Genomic DNA, 14,480 nt, shown 5'->3' with positions numbered 1-14,480 from the left:
CTCACCCCTCGACGAAGCGCGGCGTGTAGACGATGCCCGTGCCGGGGATCACCCGCGTCAGCGAGGATCCGACGATCACCATGGTGCGCATGTCGGCCATCTCCGGCGTGGCGTCCTTCAGCGCGACGACGGTTAGCGCCTCTTCCGGCGTGGTCACCGCGCGGGCGAAGATAATCAGCCGTTCCGGCTCGCAGCAGTCGCGCAGGATGTCGAGTGTGCGCTCGAAGCCTTCGGGGCGCGACTTGGACCGGGGGTTGTAGAAGGCCATGGCAAAGTCACCCTCTGCCGCCAGCCGCAGCCGCTTTTCGATCAGCGCCCAGGGTTTCAGGTTGTCAGACAGGTTGATGGTGCAGAAGTCATGCCCAAGCGGTGCCCCCGCCCGCGCCGCCGCCGCAAGCGAGGCCGTGATGCCGGGGATGACCTGGATATCCAGCGTTTTCCATTCCTCCGGCCCGGCCTCCAGCGCCTCGAACACGGCGCTGGCCATGGCAAAGACGCCCGGATCGCCCGAGGACACCACGGCTACACGCTTGCCCTCGGCGGCCATGCTGAGTGCGTGCAGGGAGCGGTCGATTTCCACGCGGTTGTCGCTGGCATGTTTGACCAGACCGGGACGCTCCGGCACCCGGCCGACGTAGGGGATGTAGCCCACCACGTCGGTGCAGGTGTCCAGCACGGCCTGCGCGTCCGGCGTCACCAGCCCGTCAGCGCCCGGCCCGAGGCCGACGATCCGGACCCAGCCGCCCGGCCCGTTCATGGCCTGCGCCCCTGTCCATGCACGATCACGATCGAGAAATAGGGCGTCACCCGTTCGCCCGCGTCACGCAGCCGCTGCACCGTCTGCCCCTCCTGACTGGCATATTCCACCAGCCACGCCCGGTCATACAGACCCGCCGCGCGCAGGGCCGTGCGCACCTTGGCCATGTTGCGCCCGATCTTCATCACGACCAGCGCGTCGGCCTCCTTCATCCGGGCAGCCAGCACTTCCTCCGGCAGGGTCGCCATGAGGACGGTCAGCACGTCGTCACCCCATGTGATCGGGCTGCCCGTGGCCGTCCAGGCCGCCGACATGCCGGTCACGGCGGGGGTGACCTGCACCGGAACCAGGTCTTTCAGCCGCTCGTAGATGTGCATGAAGGACCCGTAGAAGAACGGGTCACCCTCGCAGGGGACCACGACATCCTCTCCGGAAATCAACAGGTTGCGCAGGTGCATGGTGACTTGCGCGTAGAACTCGGACAGCACCTCGTTGTAGCGCGGATCGCCCAGCGGGATTTCCGTCGTGACGGGATATTCCATCGGGAAATGGATCGCGTCCTTGGGCAGGAAGGCCTCGGAAATCGTCAGGGCATGGCCCTTGCGCCCTTCCTTGCGGAAATAGGCGACGTGCCGCGCGCCTTCCAGCAGGCGACGGGCGCGCACGCTCATCAGGTCGGGGTCACCGGGGCCAAGGCCCACGCCGTGCAGCGTGCCCATCTTCGGGCTTTGCGAGGCATGCGCGCTCATTCCGCGTAGCTCGCGATGGCATTGACGGCGGCGACGGTGATCGCACTGCCGCCCAGACGGCCCTCGACGATGCAGCAGGGGACCGGCTGGTCCTGCCATAGCGCGTCCTTCGATTCCATCGCCCCGACGAAACCCACGGGGCAACCGATGATCGCCGCCGGGCGCGGGCAGTCTGGGTCCTCGAGCATGTTGAGCAGGTGGAACAGCGCCGTGGGCGCATTGCCGATGGCCACCAGCGCGCCCGCCAGATGCGGCCGCCACAGCTCCAGCGCCGCCGCGCTGCGCGTGTTCGACATCTCTGCCGCCAGCGCCGGGACCTGCGGGTCATGCAGCGTGCAGATGATTGCATTGTTCGCGGGCAGGCGTTTGACCGTTATCCCCTCGGACACCATGCGCGCGTCACACAAGATCGGCGCACCGTCGCGCAGCGCCTGCCGTGCCGCCACGGCAAAGCTTTCCGAGAACTTCACGTGCTGCTCCAGCCCCACCATCCCGGCGGCGTGGATCATGCGCACGACGATCCCCTCTTCCTCGGCGTCGAACCGCGCCAGGTCGGCCTCGGAGCGGATGGTGGCAAAGGACTGCTTGTAGATCGCAGCCCCGTCGGTCTCGTACTGGTAGGTCATGTGCGGCCTTTGAAATGGGCGGAAAGGTCGGCGGCGGTGAGGCCGGATAGCGAAGGGGCGTCCCACGCGCAACCCTGCTGCACCACGTCATAGAGGCCGTCGCGGCCCACGATGGTGACAGCGGCGGACGTGACGCGGGCGCAGCCCTTGGCGCAGCCCGAGACGTGCAGGTCGGGGACGTGTGGGGCCAAGGCTCGGGCCAGTTGGCGCGTCTCGACCGTGCCCTGGGGGCAGGCAGGCGCGCCGCGGCAGGCGGATGTGGTCAGCAGCGGGTCGGCGGGATCGGTGACCAAGCCGGGATGCGCGTCAGGGCAGTTGCCCTCCACCAGCAGCATCCGCCAAGGCGTCACCCGGATGGCCTGAGCGTCGGAATGCGTCAGAAGCGACACGAGGTCAGCGACCTCGATCCGGCCAAAGGGCGCGGCAAAGGCGCCTTGTTCACCCGGCTGGATGCGGGGGCTGGATGGCAAGGGCGTGGCCCGCTGCCAGTCGTCGGGCAGTTCCGCGACCCAGTCGCGCACGCGGCGCTGCTCGGGTGTGCGGGTGTCGTTGAACAGCTGCGCCAGTTCGATCAGCGCCGGGATCGCCTGCGCCTCGCTCACCACGCGGCCCTTCGCCGCGCCGTCAGCACGCAGGATCAGCCCGGCGTCAGAGCGTTCGAACCGGAAATCTGCCGGATCCCGCGCCAGCATTGGCGCCTCCCCGGTGTCGACGGCAAAACCCACCTTCGGCGGCAGCTTTGGCAGGTCCAGCAGCGCGTCGTACAGCGCCGCCACCAGCCGCACCGTCAGATCGTCCTCCTGCCAGAAGGGCGAGATCAGCACGTTGCGCCGCCCCTCGACCGCCGCGTCCGCGTCCAGCAGACCAAGGCCCGCCAAGCCCTCGATCAGCGCCGCATGATCCGCCTCGGCCACGCCGTAGATCTGCAGGTTCGCGCGGTTCGTCAGCTCCAGCCCGCCGTCGCCGTAGCGGTCCGCCAAGGCGCAGAGCCCCAACACCTGCGCCGCCGTCAGCCGCGCGAAGCGGGGTCGCACCCGCACCACCAGCCCGTCCCCCGAGGCCATGGGCCTGAGCGCCCCCGGACACCATCCCCTGACAATCGGTTCGCTCATGCGCCACCTTCCATATCCGCCAGGATTGAGTTCCGGCGACTGATCCAAAGCCCCGCCCGATGCAGCTCGGCAAAGCGGTGCCGCATGGCCTCCAAGGCGCCGGGATTGGCATCCGCAAGGAAATCGACCACCTCAGGGTCGCCCAAAGTCGCCTCGTGGTAGGCGTCGAACAGATGCGCCGGGACCGCCCGCGCCAGATGGGCGAAGGCGGCCATATGTTCCAACGTCGCAGCGATCTCTGCCGCGCCCCGGAAACCGTGCGGTTTCATGCCGTTGATCCAGACCGGGTTCGTGGCGCGGGCGCGCACCACGCGGGCGATCTCTTCGGGCAGGGTCCGCGCGCGCGGCTGCGAGGGGTCGGAATTGTCGAGGTGATAGAGCGCCGCCGCGCCGCCCGCCACGGCCTGCGCCGCCGCAAAGCCGCCCTCATGCGCCGCGAAATCCGCCGCCAGCAGCAGGTCCGTCTCGGGCAGGTCATGCAGGTGGACAAAGCTGTCGGCCCCCGCCACGCGGGCCTTCAGCCCCTCGTCGTCCCGCCGCACGTCGTCGCCATCCAGGGCATAGGCCGAGGCCCGCAGCCAGGCCTCCCCCGCCGCGCGACGCCCCTCGTCCGTATAATCCTCGACCGAAGCGCCCATGCCGAGACCGAACAGCCCCGGCTGCGGGCCGTAGACGCGCGCCAGATCGGACCGCCCGGCAAAGGGGTTCCAATCCGCCGCCTCGTCGCGCTGCGCCAAGGCCCGCACGGCTTGCGCGAACAGCGTGGACAGCACAGGGAAGACATCGCGGAACAGCCCCGACACCCGCAGGGTCACGTCGACGCGCGGGCGGTCGAGCTCCGCGATCGGCAGCACCTCGATGCCCGATACCCGCTCGGAGCCCTTGTCCCAAGTGGGCCGCACGCCCAACAGATGCAGCGCCATGGCGAATTCCTCGCCCGCCGTGCGCATGGTCTGCGAGCCCCAGAGGTCGACGATCAGCGCACGCGGCCAGTCGCCCTCGTCCTGCAAATGCCGCCGCACCAGTTCCTCGGCCAGCTTCACCCCCTGCGCATAGGCGGCACGGGTCGGCACCGACCTGGGATCGGTGGTGAACAGGTTGCGCCCGGTGGGCAGCACGTCCCGCCGCCCGCGATAGGGCGACCCCGACGGCCCCGGCGCGATCCGCCGTCCGTCCAGCGCATTGAGGATCGCGCGCCGCTCATCCTCTGCCGAGACATTCAAATCCTGCGCGCCAAGACCTTTCGACGAAAGGTCTTCGCCGCCAAGAGCTTTCGTCGAAAGCTCTTGGCCCCCGCGCCCCCAGACGTGCAGCCCTTCGCCGAACTGGCTCTCCTTCACGTCGCAGACGAAACGGTCGATCCGCGTGATCGCCTCGGCGGTCGAGGTCGCCCGGTCCAGCCCAAGGTCATCCTCGACGCCCAGCGCCTGCGCCTCGTCGCGGATATCCGCCTGCAGGCGGTCGCGACGGCGCGGGTCAAGCCCGTCGGCGTTGGAGAACTCGTCCAGCAGCGCCTCCAACCGCGCCAGACGATCCGGCGTGCCGCTTTGCACCAGCGGCGGGGGCACATGACCGATGGTCAGCGCGCCCAGCCGCCGCTTGGCCTGCGCCGCCTCGCCGGGATCATTGACGATGAAGGGATAGATGACCGGCAGCGTCCCGGTCAGCACGCGCGGCCAGCACGCACCCGACAGGGCCACCGATTTGCCCGGAAGCCATTCCAGCGTGCCATGGGCGCCGATGTGGATCAGCGCATCGGCGCGCTGTTGCAGCCAGAGGTAGAAGGCCACGTAGCCATGGCAGGGTATGCGGGACACATCGTGGTAATCGTCATCGCGCGAGGACACTGCCCCGCGTTCCGGCTGCAAGGCCAAGGTCGCGGCACCACAGTCAATTGCGGCAAAGCGGAAGGCCCCGTCCAGCACCAGCGTATCGTCCTCCGGCGCGCCCCACGTCGCGGACAGCGCGTGGCGCAACGCCTCCGGCACCCCGGCCAGCGCCGCCCGGTAGTCCGCCAGCGACCACGACAGACGCCGCTCCAGCAACGCCTCCGCGAGGTCCTCAGGCGCGTCAGACACCGCGTGCCCCGCCTCTGCCAGATCCTCCAGAATCGCCCGCGCCGAGGCGGGTGCATCCAGCCCCACCGCGTGGCCGATGTTCCAGTCCTTGCCCGGATAGGTCGACAGGATCAGCGCCGGGCGCCGCGCCTTTGCCGGTCGCGCCGCCAGCGCCAGACGTGCCGACACACGCTCCACCAATGCCGCGATGCGCTCCTCGTGCGGCTGATGCACCGCACGGGCGAATTGCAAATCCGGGTCGCGCGCGCCGATCTCCTTGAAGGACACCACCTCGCCCAGGATGGTGCCGTCCACCTCCGGTAGCACAACGTGCATCGCCAGGTCCGCAGGGGACAAGCCGCGCTCTGCCTCTGCCCAGGCCTCCCGCGTCGAGGTCGCCAGCACGCATTGGAACACCGGCGCGCCGCAGGCATCGAGCGGAGAGGTCCCGTCCGCGCCCTTCCCGGAAAACGCCGTGGCGTTCAGGATCGCATCGGGGTGCAGCCCCAGCAACTGCCGCCGCAGCCAACCCGCCGCCTCCGGCGCCTTCAGCGACGGGACAAAGAAGGCCGTCACCGCGAACCCGCGCGCGGTAAAGCTGTCAAAGATCGCCTGCATCGGCGCGAGGTCAGCCGCGACAAGATAGGACCGGTAAAACACCAGCGCGATCCGCCGCGCCCCATCCAAGGGCCGCGTCAGCACCGGGCAACTCACGCCATGCTCCGGCGTCCAGCAGCCCAGCGGCGGCAGCCCCTTCGCCCCGATCACCGGCCCGGCATAGAGCCCCGAGGCCATGGCCATCTGCGCCAGCGCCGCCTGTGCCGCCACGGTCCCGCCCGTGTCACACAGATGCTGCAAGCGGCGCAGAGTCGATACCGGCAGGGTCGAGACCTCGTCCAGCCGTGCATCCGCCCGCCCGTCCGCCGGCAGAACCGCCAGCGCGATGCCCTTCTGCAGCGCCAGCGCACGCACCTGCTGCAAGCCGTAGGACCAGTAGGGCACCCCGCCGATCAGCCGGATCAGGATGCCCTTCGCGCCCTCCAGCGTCTGCTCGACATAGGTGTCCACCGACAGCGGGTGCTTCAGCTGCGCGAGGTTCGCCAGGCGCAGCGTCGGCATCCGCCCCTCGCGCCCGCCGCCGCGCCGCCAGCCTTCGGCAAAGGCACCAAGGTCACTGTCCGAAAACGACAGCACGACCAGGTCCGCAGGCGCCTGCATCAGGTCCTGCGGGGTCTCGGTCTCTTCCAACCCGTGGCTTTCGCGGAAAATGACGTGCATCGGTCGAGGTCCCGTAGGTCGGGGATGTTCCCCGACCCGTTCTTATTCTGCCGGAACCGCGTCCGCACCAAGGATGGCGCGGATCTCGGCAGGCTTCACGTCGTCATGCTCGGCGATGACCACCACACGGCTGGCGCGCGACTCATCGGCCTTCCACGGACGGTCGTACTGGTGACGCACCCGCGCGCCCACGGCCTGCACCAAGAGGCGCATGGGCTTGCCCTTCACGCTGGCGTAACCCTTCACCCGCAGGATGTTCAGCTCGTTGGCGAGACGCTCGATGGCCGCCACCAGCTGCTCCGGGCTGTCCAGTTCGGGCAGGTCCACCACGATGGATTCGAAATCGTCATGCTCGTGGTCGTCATGGCCGTCGTGATGCGAGGGACGCGCGTCCATGTCGTCCTCGGCAGCGGCCTCCAGCCCGAGGATCACGCGCGGATCGACAACACCCTCGGCCACTTCGACCACCGGCAGCGGACGCGGCGCCTCGGCGGCAATGATGGCCTTGGCCTTGGCCACCCCTTCCGGACCGGCCAGGTCGGGCTTCGTCAGAAGGATGATGTCGGCGCAGGAAATCTGGTCCTCGAAGACCTCGGACAGCGGCGTTTCGTGGTCGATCGACTCGTCCGCCAGCCGCTGCGCATCCACCTTGGCCACGTCGGGGGCAAAGCGCCCAGCCGCCACCGCCTCGGCATCGGCCAGCGCGATCACGCCGTCCACGGTGATCTTCGAGCGGATATCCGGCCAGTCGAAGGCCTTCAGCAGCGGCTTCGGCAGCGCCAGGCCCGAGGTCTCGATCAGGATGTGCTCGGGGCGCGGGTCCAGCGCCATCAGCGCCTCGATCGTCGGGATGAAGTCATCCGCCACGGTGCAGCAGATGCAACCGTTCGCCAGTTCCATGATGTTCTCGGCCGGGCATTCCGGGATGGCGCAGCCCTTCAGGATCTCGCCGTCGACGCCCACGTCACCGAACTCGTTCACCACCACGGCCAGCCGCTTGCCGCCCGGGTTCTGCATCAGGTGGCGCACCAGCGTCGTCTTGCCGGAGCCAAGGAAGCCCGTGATGACGGTGACGGGCAGTTTCGCAAGATCGGTCATTCGGTCGTCTCCTCGACGGGATCGGTGGTCAAAGGCGGGATGCGCGCCACGCAGTTGCGCTTGAAGTGCTCGGGGCGTTCGCGCCACGGGATCAGCCCATCCGTCGTTGCCTGATAGCGCATCGCGCCGTCCAGCAACATGTCGGGATGCGACACTTCGTGGAGATTGCCGAACACATAGGTCCAGCGATCCCCGCCGCGCAGCGCCACGGTGCAGCCGTGATCGCAGTTTTGCAGGCACTCGACGGGCGTGATGCGCAGCCCCTCGGGGGCCTCGCGGTCCATCAGGGCCTCGTACAACACCTGCCCGGGGCGGCGGTCGTCCTCGGGGATCTCCTGCCCGCGTCGGCACTTGACGCAGACGAGCAGCTCGGCGGCTTCCGGCATGACGGACTCCTTCATGGTGCGAGGGCATACGGGACGAGCGGTCACACCACCCCCGTCACCGGATCACCCCGCCCGGTTTCGTTCCCCCCACCCTTTCCAAGGGCAGGGACACTGGCAGGTCTCCCGGCTTGCGGAATTGGACACTTCGGTCCAGCGGCACCCGACCTTCCCGGCATCCTGCCAGTGGTTCGGGCCCTTTCCGGTCACGGTCGCGGGGGCGGCTGTGCTTGACCTCGGGGCCCGAGGCTGCACATTCCCTTTTCACCTGTTACACGACAGGCACCAGCGTTGCGGCAGATGCGCCGGAAGCAGGCCCATTGTCAAGGAAAGGACACGTGATGACCGACGAAGTGACCGAGGCCGAGGCCATCCGCCACACCGAGAAGATGCAAAAGATCAAGGCCGCCCGCGACCGCATGATGGCCACCAAGACCGAGGAAAAGGGCCTCATCATGGTCCACACCGGGCCGGGCAAGGGCAAGTCGTCGTCGGGATTCGGCATGATCCTGCGCTGCATCGCGCATGAAATGCCCTGCGCCGTGGTACAGTTCATCAAGGGCAACTGGATCACCGGCGAGGCCGAGATGATCCGCACCCGATTCTCGGACGAATGCCGCTTCTTCGTCTCGGGTGAAGGGTTCACCTGGGAAACCCAGGACAAGGCCCGCGACATCGCCGCCGCGCAACGCGGCTGGGAAATCGCGAAACAGCAGATCCTCGACCCCGCCATCCGCTTCGTCCTGCTCGACGAGATCAACATCGCCCTGCGCTACGACTACCTCGACATTGACGAAGTTGTGGACTTCCTGCTGACGCAGAAACCCCCGATGACGCACGTCTGCCTGACGGGGCGCAACGCCAAGCCCGAACTGATCGAAGCCGCCGATCTGGTGACCGAAATGACGCTGGTGAAGCACCCGTTCCGGGATGGCATCAAGGCGCAGAAGGGGGTGGAGTTCTAAGGGGAGCCGGCATTGCAAATGGCCGCTTCGAGCCCTGGGTGACCAATGCTGCACATTGGATGAATGGCGGCAATGAAGTGGGAAGAGACAGCAGCGACTTGTTGTGTACGAAAAAGACACCTATAGGTCGCCAAACCCGTCGGTTGATCGAAGTGTCGAGAACGTGCGCATTTACATTTGTCTTTTTTCTTGTCTTCTCTCTGCACAACCGTCGTATGCGGAAATTGTTCAGGTGCCCCTGCTCGCGGATGGCTCGGTGAACGTCGAAGAAGCACTATCTGGTTTTCAGTTGGCTTTCCCCATCGTGGAAAATGGGGCGCAGCGTATTGTTTTTTCTGGAGAAATTCTCGGTGAACATTTTTTTGGTGAAGTACTCAGGGCTGATACAATGCAGGATTTCACGCTTGTTATTGAGGCTCCAACGCTTTCCGAACACGGCAACTTTCTGATCGCCGCCTTAGCTACAGACGCAATCTGTCTCCGGAGCGGGCTCCGCCCAGGAATGGTTCTTTGGAGCGAAACAAAGAACCACAAAGGCGCGGCCTGGGAGGTGACAACTTCCTGTGCTGCTGCGACTGACTGAAACTATCATATACTCCATCTTGAAGTGACTGCAGACGTTGCAGAGCGTGTCACCCATGACGGCTTCGTCCGCTCAACGGCCCCTCCCCCGAAGTCTTGAAGAGACTTCGCCGCGGAAACTTTTCAAGTTTCCGACCCCCACCGCCCCCGCTACACATGAGCCGGACAAACACCGGAGAATCCCCATGCCCAGACGCCTGCTCACCGAATTCGGCATGGGCACCTCGCTGCGCCGTCAGGATTACACGCAGGCCGCCTGCCGCGCCGTGGAGAACGCGCTCTGGCGCAATTCGATCAACCTCGCGGAGCTGTTCGGCAAGGACAAGACCGACATGCGCATCACCGTCGACGTGGGCGTGCAGCAGCCCGACAAGGTGGACACCGCGCAGGTCGCAAAGGTCTTTCCCTACGGACAGGTCACGGTGAATGTCACCAAGGGCGGCCTCGACGTCCCCCGCCCCGATGGGGACGGCAACCCCACCGTCATGGCCAATGTCGCCATCTCCGTTGCACTGGAGGGTATCTGATGCAGCGTTTCATCATCGAAATGGGCATGGGCAACGACCTTCACGGCCAGGATTACACAAAGGCCGCCGCCCGCGCGATCGAGGACGCGCTCCGCCATTCCTCCATCCCGCTCTTCGGCGCGCTGGGGACCGACCACACCGAAATGCTGGTAAAGGTCACCATAGGCGTCCAGCATCCCGACCGCGTCGACCGCGCCGCCCTGACCGCCACCCTCCCCCGTGGCCGCGCCGAGGTCACCGCCACCCATGGCGGTCTCGACATCACCAACCCCGACACGGGCGAGGTCACCGTCATCGCCCAGGCCGCTGTCGAGGCCTTTCTGCCTGCTCAATCCTGACACCCTGTTCACGAGTTCACAAATGATGCGACCGATTCTCTCTGCCCTTCTGCTGGTGGCGCTGTCCGCCCTGCCCTGGGGGCTGCTCCTGCTTGCCTTCCTGATCTTCCCGGACCTCGGGGTGAAGTTCTACCCGCGCTACACCCAGCCGCTGGCGGCCCTCCTGCCGATGTTCGCCTCGACCCCGGTGTCGCGCTTCCTGCGCAATGGGCGCACCACCATGCCGGGCGCGCGGGAACTCGTCCCTTTCATGGTCCTCTCGATCCTGCTGGCAGGCGCGCTGGCCTACCTGGTCGAAGCCCTGCTGTGCTACATCATCTATACCCAGGCACAGCCCATTGCCCTGACCGAGATCCTGTTTTCCCCCTGGGCCAAGCGCTACAGCGTCACGACCCTCTTCGGGCTCAGCTTCTTTACCTCTGCCACCGCCGTGGTCGCCTATACCGCCATCCTCCGCACACCCGGGCGCATGGTCCACGACCTGAAGGCGGGCGGGCACTGGCCCAGACGTCAGGCCACCTGAGCGGTGCGTCAGCCCGAGCTGATCGTCTGGGACTTCGACGGCGTTCTGAACGCCAACATCCGGGCGACAGCGACCGGGGGGCGCATGCTTTGGGCGGAGCGGATGCAGGAGGACCTCGGCCTGGATCCGGCTTCGCTCGCGGCGCATCTTTCCCGCTCGGGCCTCATGCGCGACGTGATGCGCGGGCGGCAGGACATCCATGACCTGCTGACCGACTGGCTCCGCGCGCAGGACGCGCCGCTGGATGCCGACGTGCTGCTGGCCTACTGGTTCGACCGCGACGCCCTGCCCGATACGCAGGTGCTGGACTGGCTCAAGGCCCACCCCGCCCGCCACGTCATCGGCACCAACAACGAAGCAAGGCGCGCAAGCTACATCGAGCACCAGATGGGCTTTGGCCAACACGTCGAACGTATCTTCGCCTCGGGCCGCATGGGGGTGGCCAAACCCGACCCGGGGTTCTTTGCGACCGTAGAACGCTGGGCGCGCCTGACGCCGCCGCAGATCCTGCTGATCGACGACGCCCCGGCGAACATCGCCGCCGCCCGGGCGCGCGGCTGGCAGGCTTTCCTGTTCAACGCGGACACGCGGGCTAGCTTGCCGGACAGACTCGCACTGTAAGGACCCCCCATGTTCCAAAGCCTGCTGCACGACGCGACACCCCGCCACAAGGAAGTCTACGGCTTCTACGAGAGGCTCTACACCACCATTGATTTCTGCGCCGGCCTCACCTTCCTGATTGGCTCCATCCTGTTCTTCTGGGAGGACACCCAGCGCGCCGCCACATGGCTCTTCGTAGTGGGGTCGGCGCTCTTCGTCGCGCGGCCCGCCTCGCGCTTTGCCCGCGAATACCACCTCGCCCGCCTGCCCCTCCCGGGCGACGACGACTGAGCCACTTTACCCTGCCGCGCCCGCGCCCTATCACGCCCGGGTCAGCAGCGCAGGAGTCTCCCATGCCCGCCCTCATGCTTCAGGGAACCGGTTCGAACGTCGGGAAATCCGTGCTGGTGGCGGGCCTGTGCCGCGCGGCTCTGCGCCGCGGGCTCAAGGTCGCGCCCTTCAAACCGCAAAACATGTCGAACAACGCCGCCGTCACGGCGGATGGCGGCGAGATCGGCCGCGCCCAGGCGCTGCAAGCCCGTGCCTGCGGCCTCGATCCCGTCACCGACATGAACCCGGTTCTGCTGAAACCTGAGACCGACGTGGGCTCTCAGGTCGTCGTACAGGGCAAGCGTATCGCCACGGTCAAGGCCCGGGAATACGCCGCGCTGAAACCGCAACTTCTGACCTCCGTGCTCGACAGCTTCAACCGCCTCGCGGCTTCCCACGACCTTGTCATCGTCGAAGGCGCGGGCTCCCCCGCCGAGGTCAACCTGCGCCCCGGAGACATCGCCAACATGGGCTTCGCCGAGGCCGCCGACCTGCCGGTCGTCCTGATCGGTGACATCGACCGCGGCGGCGTCATCGCCCAGATCGTCGGCACGCAGGCCGTCCTCTCGGCGCAGGACAACGCCCGCATAAAGGGCTTTCTCATCAACAAGTTCCGTGGTGACCCGACGCTTTTCGACGACGGCTATCGCATGATCTCCGACCACACCGGCTGGCAGGGCTTCGGCACCGCCCCGTGGTTCTCCGAGGCCTGGAAACTCCCCGCCGAAGACGCGCTCGACATCCGCAGTGCTCCGAACAAGGACGGCTTTCACATCGTCTGCCTGCGCCTCTCCCGCATCGCCAACTTCGACGACATGGACCCGCTGGCCCAGGAACCCGGCGTGCGCCTCACCATGCTCGGCCATGGCGAGCCCATTCCCGGCGACGCCGACCTCGTCATCCTGCCCGGATCGAAATCCACGCGCGGCGATCTCGCCTTCCTGCGCGCCCAAGGGTGGGACATCGACCTCGCCGCCCACCACCGGCGCGGCGGGCGCATCCTCGGCATCTGCGGCGGCTATCAGATGCTGGGCCAGACCGTCTCCGACCCTGCCGGCATCGAAGGCCCGGCAGGCACCGACCCGGGCCTCGGCCTGCTCGACGTCACGACCACCATGACCGGCGACAAACGCCTGACCCGCACCACCGCCACCCATGCCGCCACCGGCCTGCCGCTGAGCGGCTACGAGATCCACATCGGCCGCACCACCGGCCCGGACACGACACGCCCCTTCGCCACCCTCGACGGCCAGCCCGAAGGCGCGACCGCACCCGACGGCCTGACCCAAGGCAGCTACCTGCACGGCATGTTCGCCGACGACAGCTTCCGCGCCGCATGGCTCAAGGCGATGAACGTGACCGCCTCGACCTCGACCTACGACGCCACCGTCGAAAAAACCCTCGACGCCCTCGCCGACCACCTCGAAACCCACCTCGACGTCACAGGTCTGCTGAACCTGGCCCGCTGACCCTCTCGCGCGGCCCCTGCTTCTTTGGTTTCACAAATACCCTCGGGGAGTCCCGGAACGGGACGGGGCAGCGCCCCAAACCGCGATTTTTCCCCGAAAAAATCGCCCGCCCCTCACAGCCGGGCAAAGGCCGCCTCAACCCGCGCCCATTCCCCCGGCGCAGGCAGCCCCAGCCGGATCCACGACGCGTCATAGGGAAACACCCTGCTCCAGACATGGCCCTCGGCAAGACGGTCCTGCACCCCCGCCGCGTCCCCCACGGAGTACGTCCGAAACAGCTCCGTCCCGCCGACCAGCGACCAGCCCGCGCCCCGCGCCATGTCATCCATCCGCGCGCAATCCGCCCGCAGCCGCGCCACGGTCTCGCCCTGCCACGCCCGATCCGCCAGCGCCGAACAGGCGATCTCGATCGCCGGGCCGGACACCGGCCAGGGTCCCGCCATGGCGCGCAGCCGCTCGACCATGGCACCATGGCCCAGCGCGAAGCCCAGCCGCACCCCCGCCAGCCCGTAAAATTTACCAAACGACCGCAGCACCAGCACGTTCTCCGGCAGCACAAAGCGCGCCACGGAGGCATCCGGCACCGCATCGCCAAAGCTCTCGTCCACCACCAGCACGCCCACCCGCTCCGCGAGGTCGCGCAGTGCCTCGGGCGCAAAGCACCGCCCGTCCGGGTTGTTGGGCGACACCACCACCGCCAGATCCGCGCCCACGAGGTCCAACACGGCGCCGACCTCGGTCACCATCCAGCCGCCCATGCGCAGCGCCGCCGCGTGTTCGTTGTAGGTGGGCGCCAGCACCCGCGCCATGCCGCGCTCGGCCACGAAAGGCACGCTCTGGATCGCCCCCTGCGCCCCCGCCAGCGGCACCACCTCCGCCGAGGTGCCATAAGAAGCCCGCGCCGCCGCCACCAGCCGCTCCATGTCCGTCCGCGTCGGCAGCACCTCCCAGGCGCGCGCCGGAACCTCGCCCACCGGGTAAGGCACGCGATTGATCCCCGTCGACAGGTCCACCCAATCGGCAAAATCCCCACCGAACCGCGCCATTGCCGCGTCGAGGTTGCCTCCGTGATCGCGCATCATACCC

16 protein-coding genes and 1 riboswitch are annotated in these 14,480 nt (G+C 67.5%); of the genes, 8 read left to right on the top strand and 8 right to left on the bottom strand.

Going from position 1 to position 14,480, the window contains the following annotated elements; all coding sequences use genetic code 11:
- Window position 1 precedes the first annotated feature (1 nt).
- From cobJ to ACP16H_RS08060, 7 genes are read right to left on the bottom strand one after another with little or no spacing between them, the layout of a single operon-like run.
- Window positions 2-757 carry a precorrin-3B C(17)-methyltransferase gene (cobJ, locus tag ACP16H_RS08090; protein WP_425071771.1) on the bottom strand — a complete coding sequence of 252 codons (756 nt, stop codon included), beginning with the start codon at window positions 755-757 and terminating at the stop codon, window positions 2-4.
- Complete coding sequence (cobI, locus tag ACP16H_RS08085) at window positions 754-1,506, bottom strand: precorrin-2 C(20)-methyltransferase (RefSeq protein WP_425071770.1); 753 nt, start codon at window positions 1,504-1,506, stop codon at window positions 754-756. Before cobI ends, cobJ begins: the two co-directional genes overlap by 4 nt.
- Window positions 1,503-2,132, bottom strand: a complete 630-nt coding sequence (locus tag ACP16H_RS08080) for a precorrin-8X methylmutase (RefSeq protein WP_425071769.1) — start codon at window positions 2,130-2,132, stop codon at window positions 1,503-1,505. The genes cobI and ACP16H_RS08080 overlap by 4 nt, the downstream gene beginning before the upstream one ends.
- The gene (locus ACP16H_RS08075; RefSeq protein ID WP_425071768.1) at window positions 2,129-3,244 is read right to left on the bottom strand and encodes a cobalamin biosynthesis protein CobG; all 1,116 of its coding nucleotides are present in this window, start codon (window positions 3,242-3,244) and stop codon (window positions 2,129-2,131) included. The genes ACP16H_RS08080 and ACP16H_RS08075 overlap by 4 nt, the downstream gene beginning before the upstream one ends.
- On the bottom strand, window positions 3,241-6,579 hold the full coding sequence (cobN, locus tag ACP16H_RS08070; RefSeq protein WP_425071767.1) for a cobaltochelatase subunit CobN: 3,339 nt from the start codon (window positions 6,577-6,579) through the stop codon (window positions 3,241-3,243). The genes ACP16H_RS08075 and cobN overlap by 4 nt, the downstream gene beginning before the upstream one ends.
- Window positions 6,580-6,621: 42 nt before the next feature.
- Window positions 6,622-7,677, bottom strand: a complete 1,056-nt coding sequence (gene cobW / locus ACP16H_RS08065) for a cobalamin biosynthesis protein CobW (protein WP_425071766.1) — start codon at window positions 7,675-7,677, stop codon at window positions 6,622-6,624.
- Window positions 7,674-8,063, bottom strand: coding sequence for a DUF1636 family protein (locus ACP16H_RS08060; protein ID WP_425071765.1), 390 nt, complete (start codon window positions 8,061-8,063; stop codon window positions 7,674-7,676). The genes cobW and ACP16H_RS08060 overlap by 4 nt, the downstream gene beginning before the upstream one ends.
- A gap of 96 nt (window positions 8,064-8,159) precedes the next feature.
- Window positions 8,160-8,365, bottom strand: a riboswitch (cobalamin riboswitch).
- 36 nt (window positions 8,366-8,401) lie between these two features.
- Between ACP16H_RS08060 and cobO the strand changes: the two genes are divergently transcribed.
- From cobO to ACP16H_RS08020, 8 genes are all read left to right on the top strand, one after another.
- Window positions 8,402-9,025, top strand: a complete 624-nt coding sequence (cobO, locus tag ACP16H_RS08055) for a cob(I)yrinic acid a,c-diamide adenosyltransferase (protein WP_425071764.1) — start codon at window positions 8,402-8,404, stop codon at window positions 9,023-9,025.
- A gap of 163 nt (window positions 9,026-9,188) precedes the next feature.
- Window positions 9,189-9,608, top strand: a complete 420-nt coding sequence (locus tag ACP16H_RS08050; RefSeq protein ID WP_425071763.1) for a hypothetical protein — start codon at window positions 9,189-9,191, stop codon at window positions 9,606-9,608.
- Between the two features lie 184 nt (window positions 9,609-9,792).
- Complete coding sequence (locus ACP16H_RS08045; RefSeq protein WP_425071762.1) at window positions 9,793-10,134, top strand: Lin0512 family protein; 342 nt, start codon at window positions 9,793-9,795, stop codon at window positions 10,132-10,134.
- Entirely contained in the window at window positions 10,134-10,472 is a 339-nt protein-coding gene (locus tag ACP16H_RS08040; protein ID WP_425071761.1) for a Lin0512 family protein, read from the top strand. The genes ACP16H_RS08045 and ACP16H_RS08040 overlap by 1 nt, the downstream gene beginning before the upstream one ends.
- A gap of 22 nt (window positions 10,473-10,494) precedes the next feature.
- Window positions 10,495-10,995: a hypothetical protein gene (locus tag ACP16H_RS08035; RefSeq protein WP_425071760.1), complete on the top strand. Its 501-nt coding sequence runs from the start codon at window positions 10,495-10,497 to the stop codon at window positions 10,993-10,995.
- 3 nt (window positions 10,996-10,998) lie between these two features.
- Entirely contained in the window at window positions 10,999-11,616 is a 618-nt protein-coding gene (locus ACP16H_RS08030) for an HAD family hydrolase (RefSeq protein ID WP_425071759.1), read from the top strand.
- Between the two features lie 9 nt (window positions 11,617-11,625).
- Complete coding sequence (locus tag ACP16H_RS08025) at window positions 11,626-11,886, top strand: YrhK family protein (protein WP_425071758.1); 261 nt, start codon at window positions 11,626-11,628, stop codon at window positions 11,884-11,886.
- Window positions 11,887-11,948: 62 nt separating this feature from the next.
- Window positions 11,949-13,394: a cobyric acid synthase gene (locus tag ACP16H_RS08020; protein ID WP_425071757.1), complete on the top strand. Its 1,446-nt coding sequence runs from the start codon at window positions 11,949-11,951 to the stop codon at window positions 13,392-13,394.
- 113 nt (window positions 13,395-13,507) lie between these two features.
- Here ACP16H_RS08020 and cobD read toward each other — a convergent pair whose 3' ends face one another.
- A complete protein-coding gene (gene cobD, locus ACP16H_RS08015) occupies window positions 13,508-14,473 on the bottom strand; it encodes a threonine-phosphate decarboxylase CobD (RefSeq protein WP_425071756.1) in 966 nt (321 codons plus the stop codon).
- Between the last annotated feature and the right edge of the window lie 7 nt (window positions 14,474-14,480).

This window comes from Sagittula sp. S175 (assembly GCF_049800975.1).
Classification (GTDB): Bacteria; Pseudomonadota; Alphaproteobacteria; order Rhodobacterales; family Rhodobacteraceae; genus Sagittula.
Note: the sequence above shows the minus strand (reverse complement) of the source record. Positions and strands in the feature narration are given on the sequence as shown.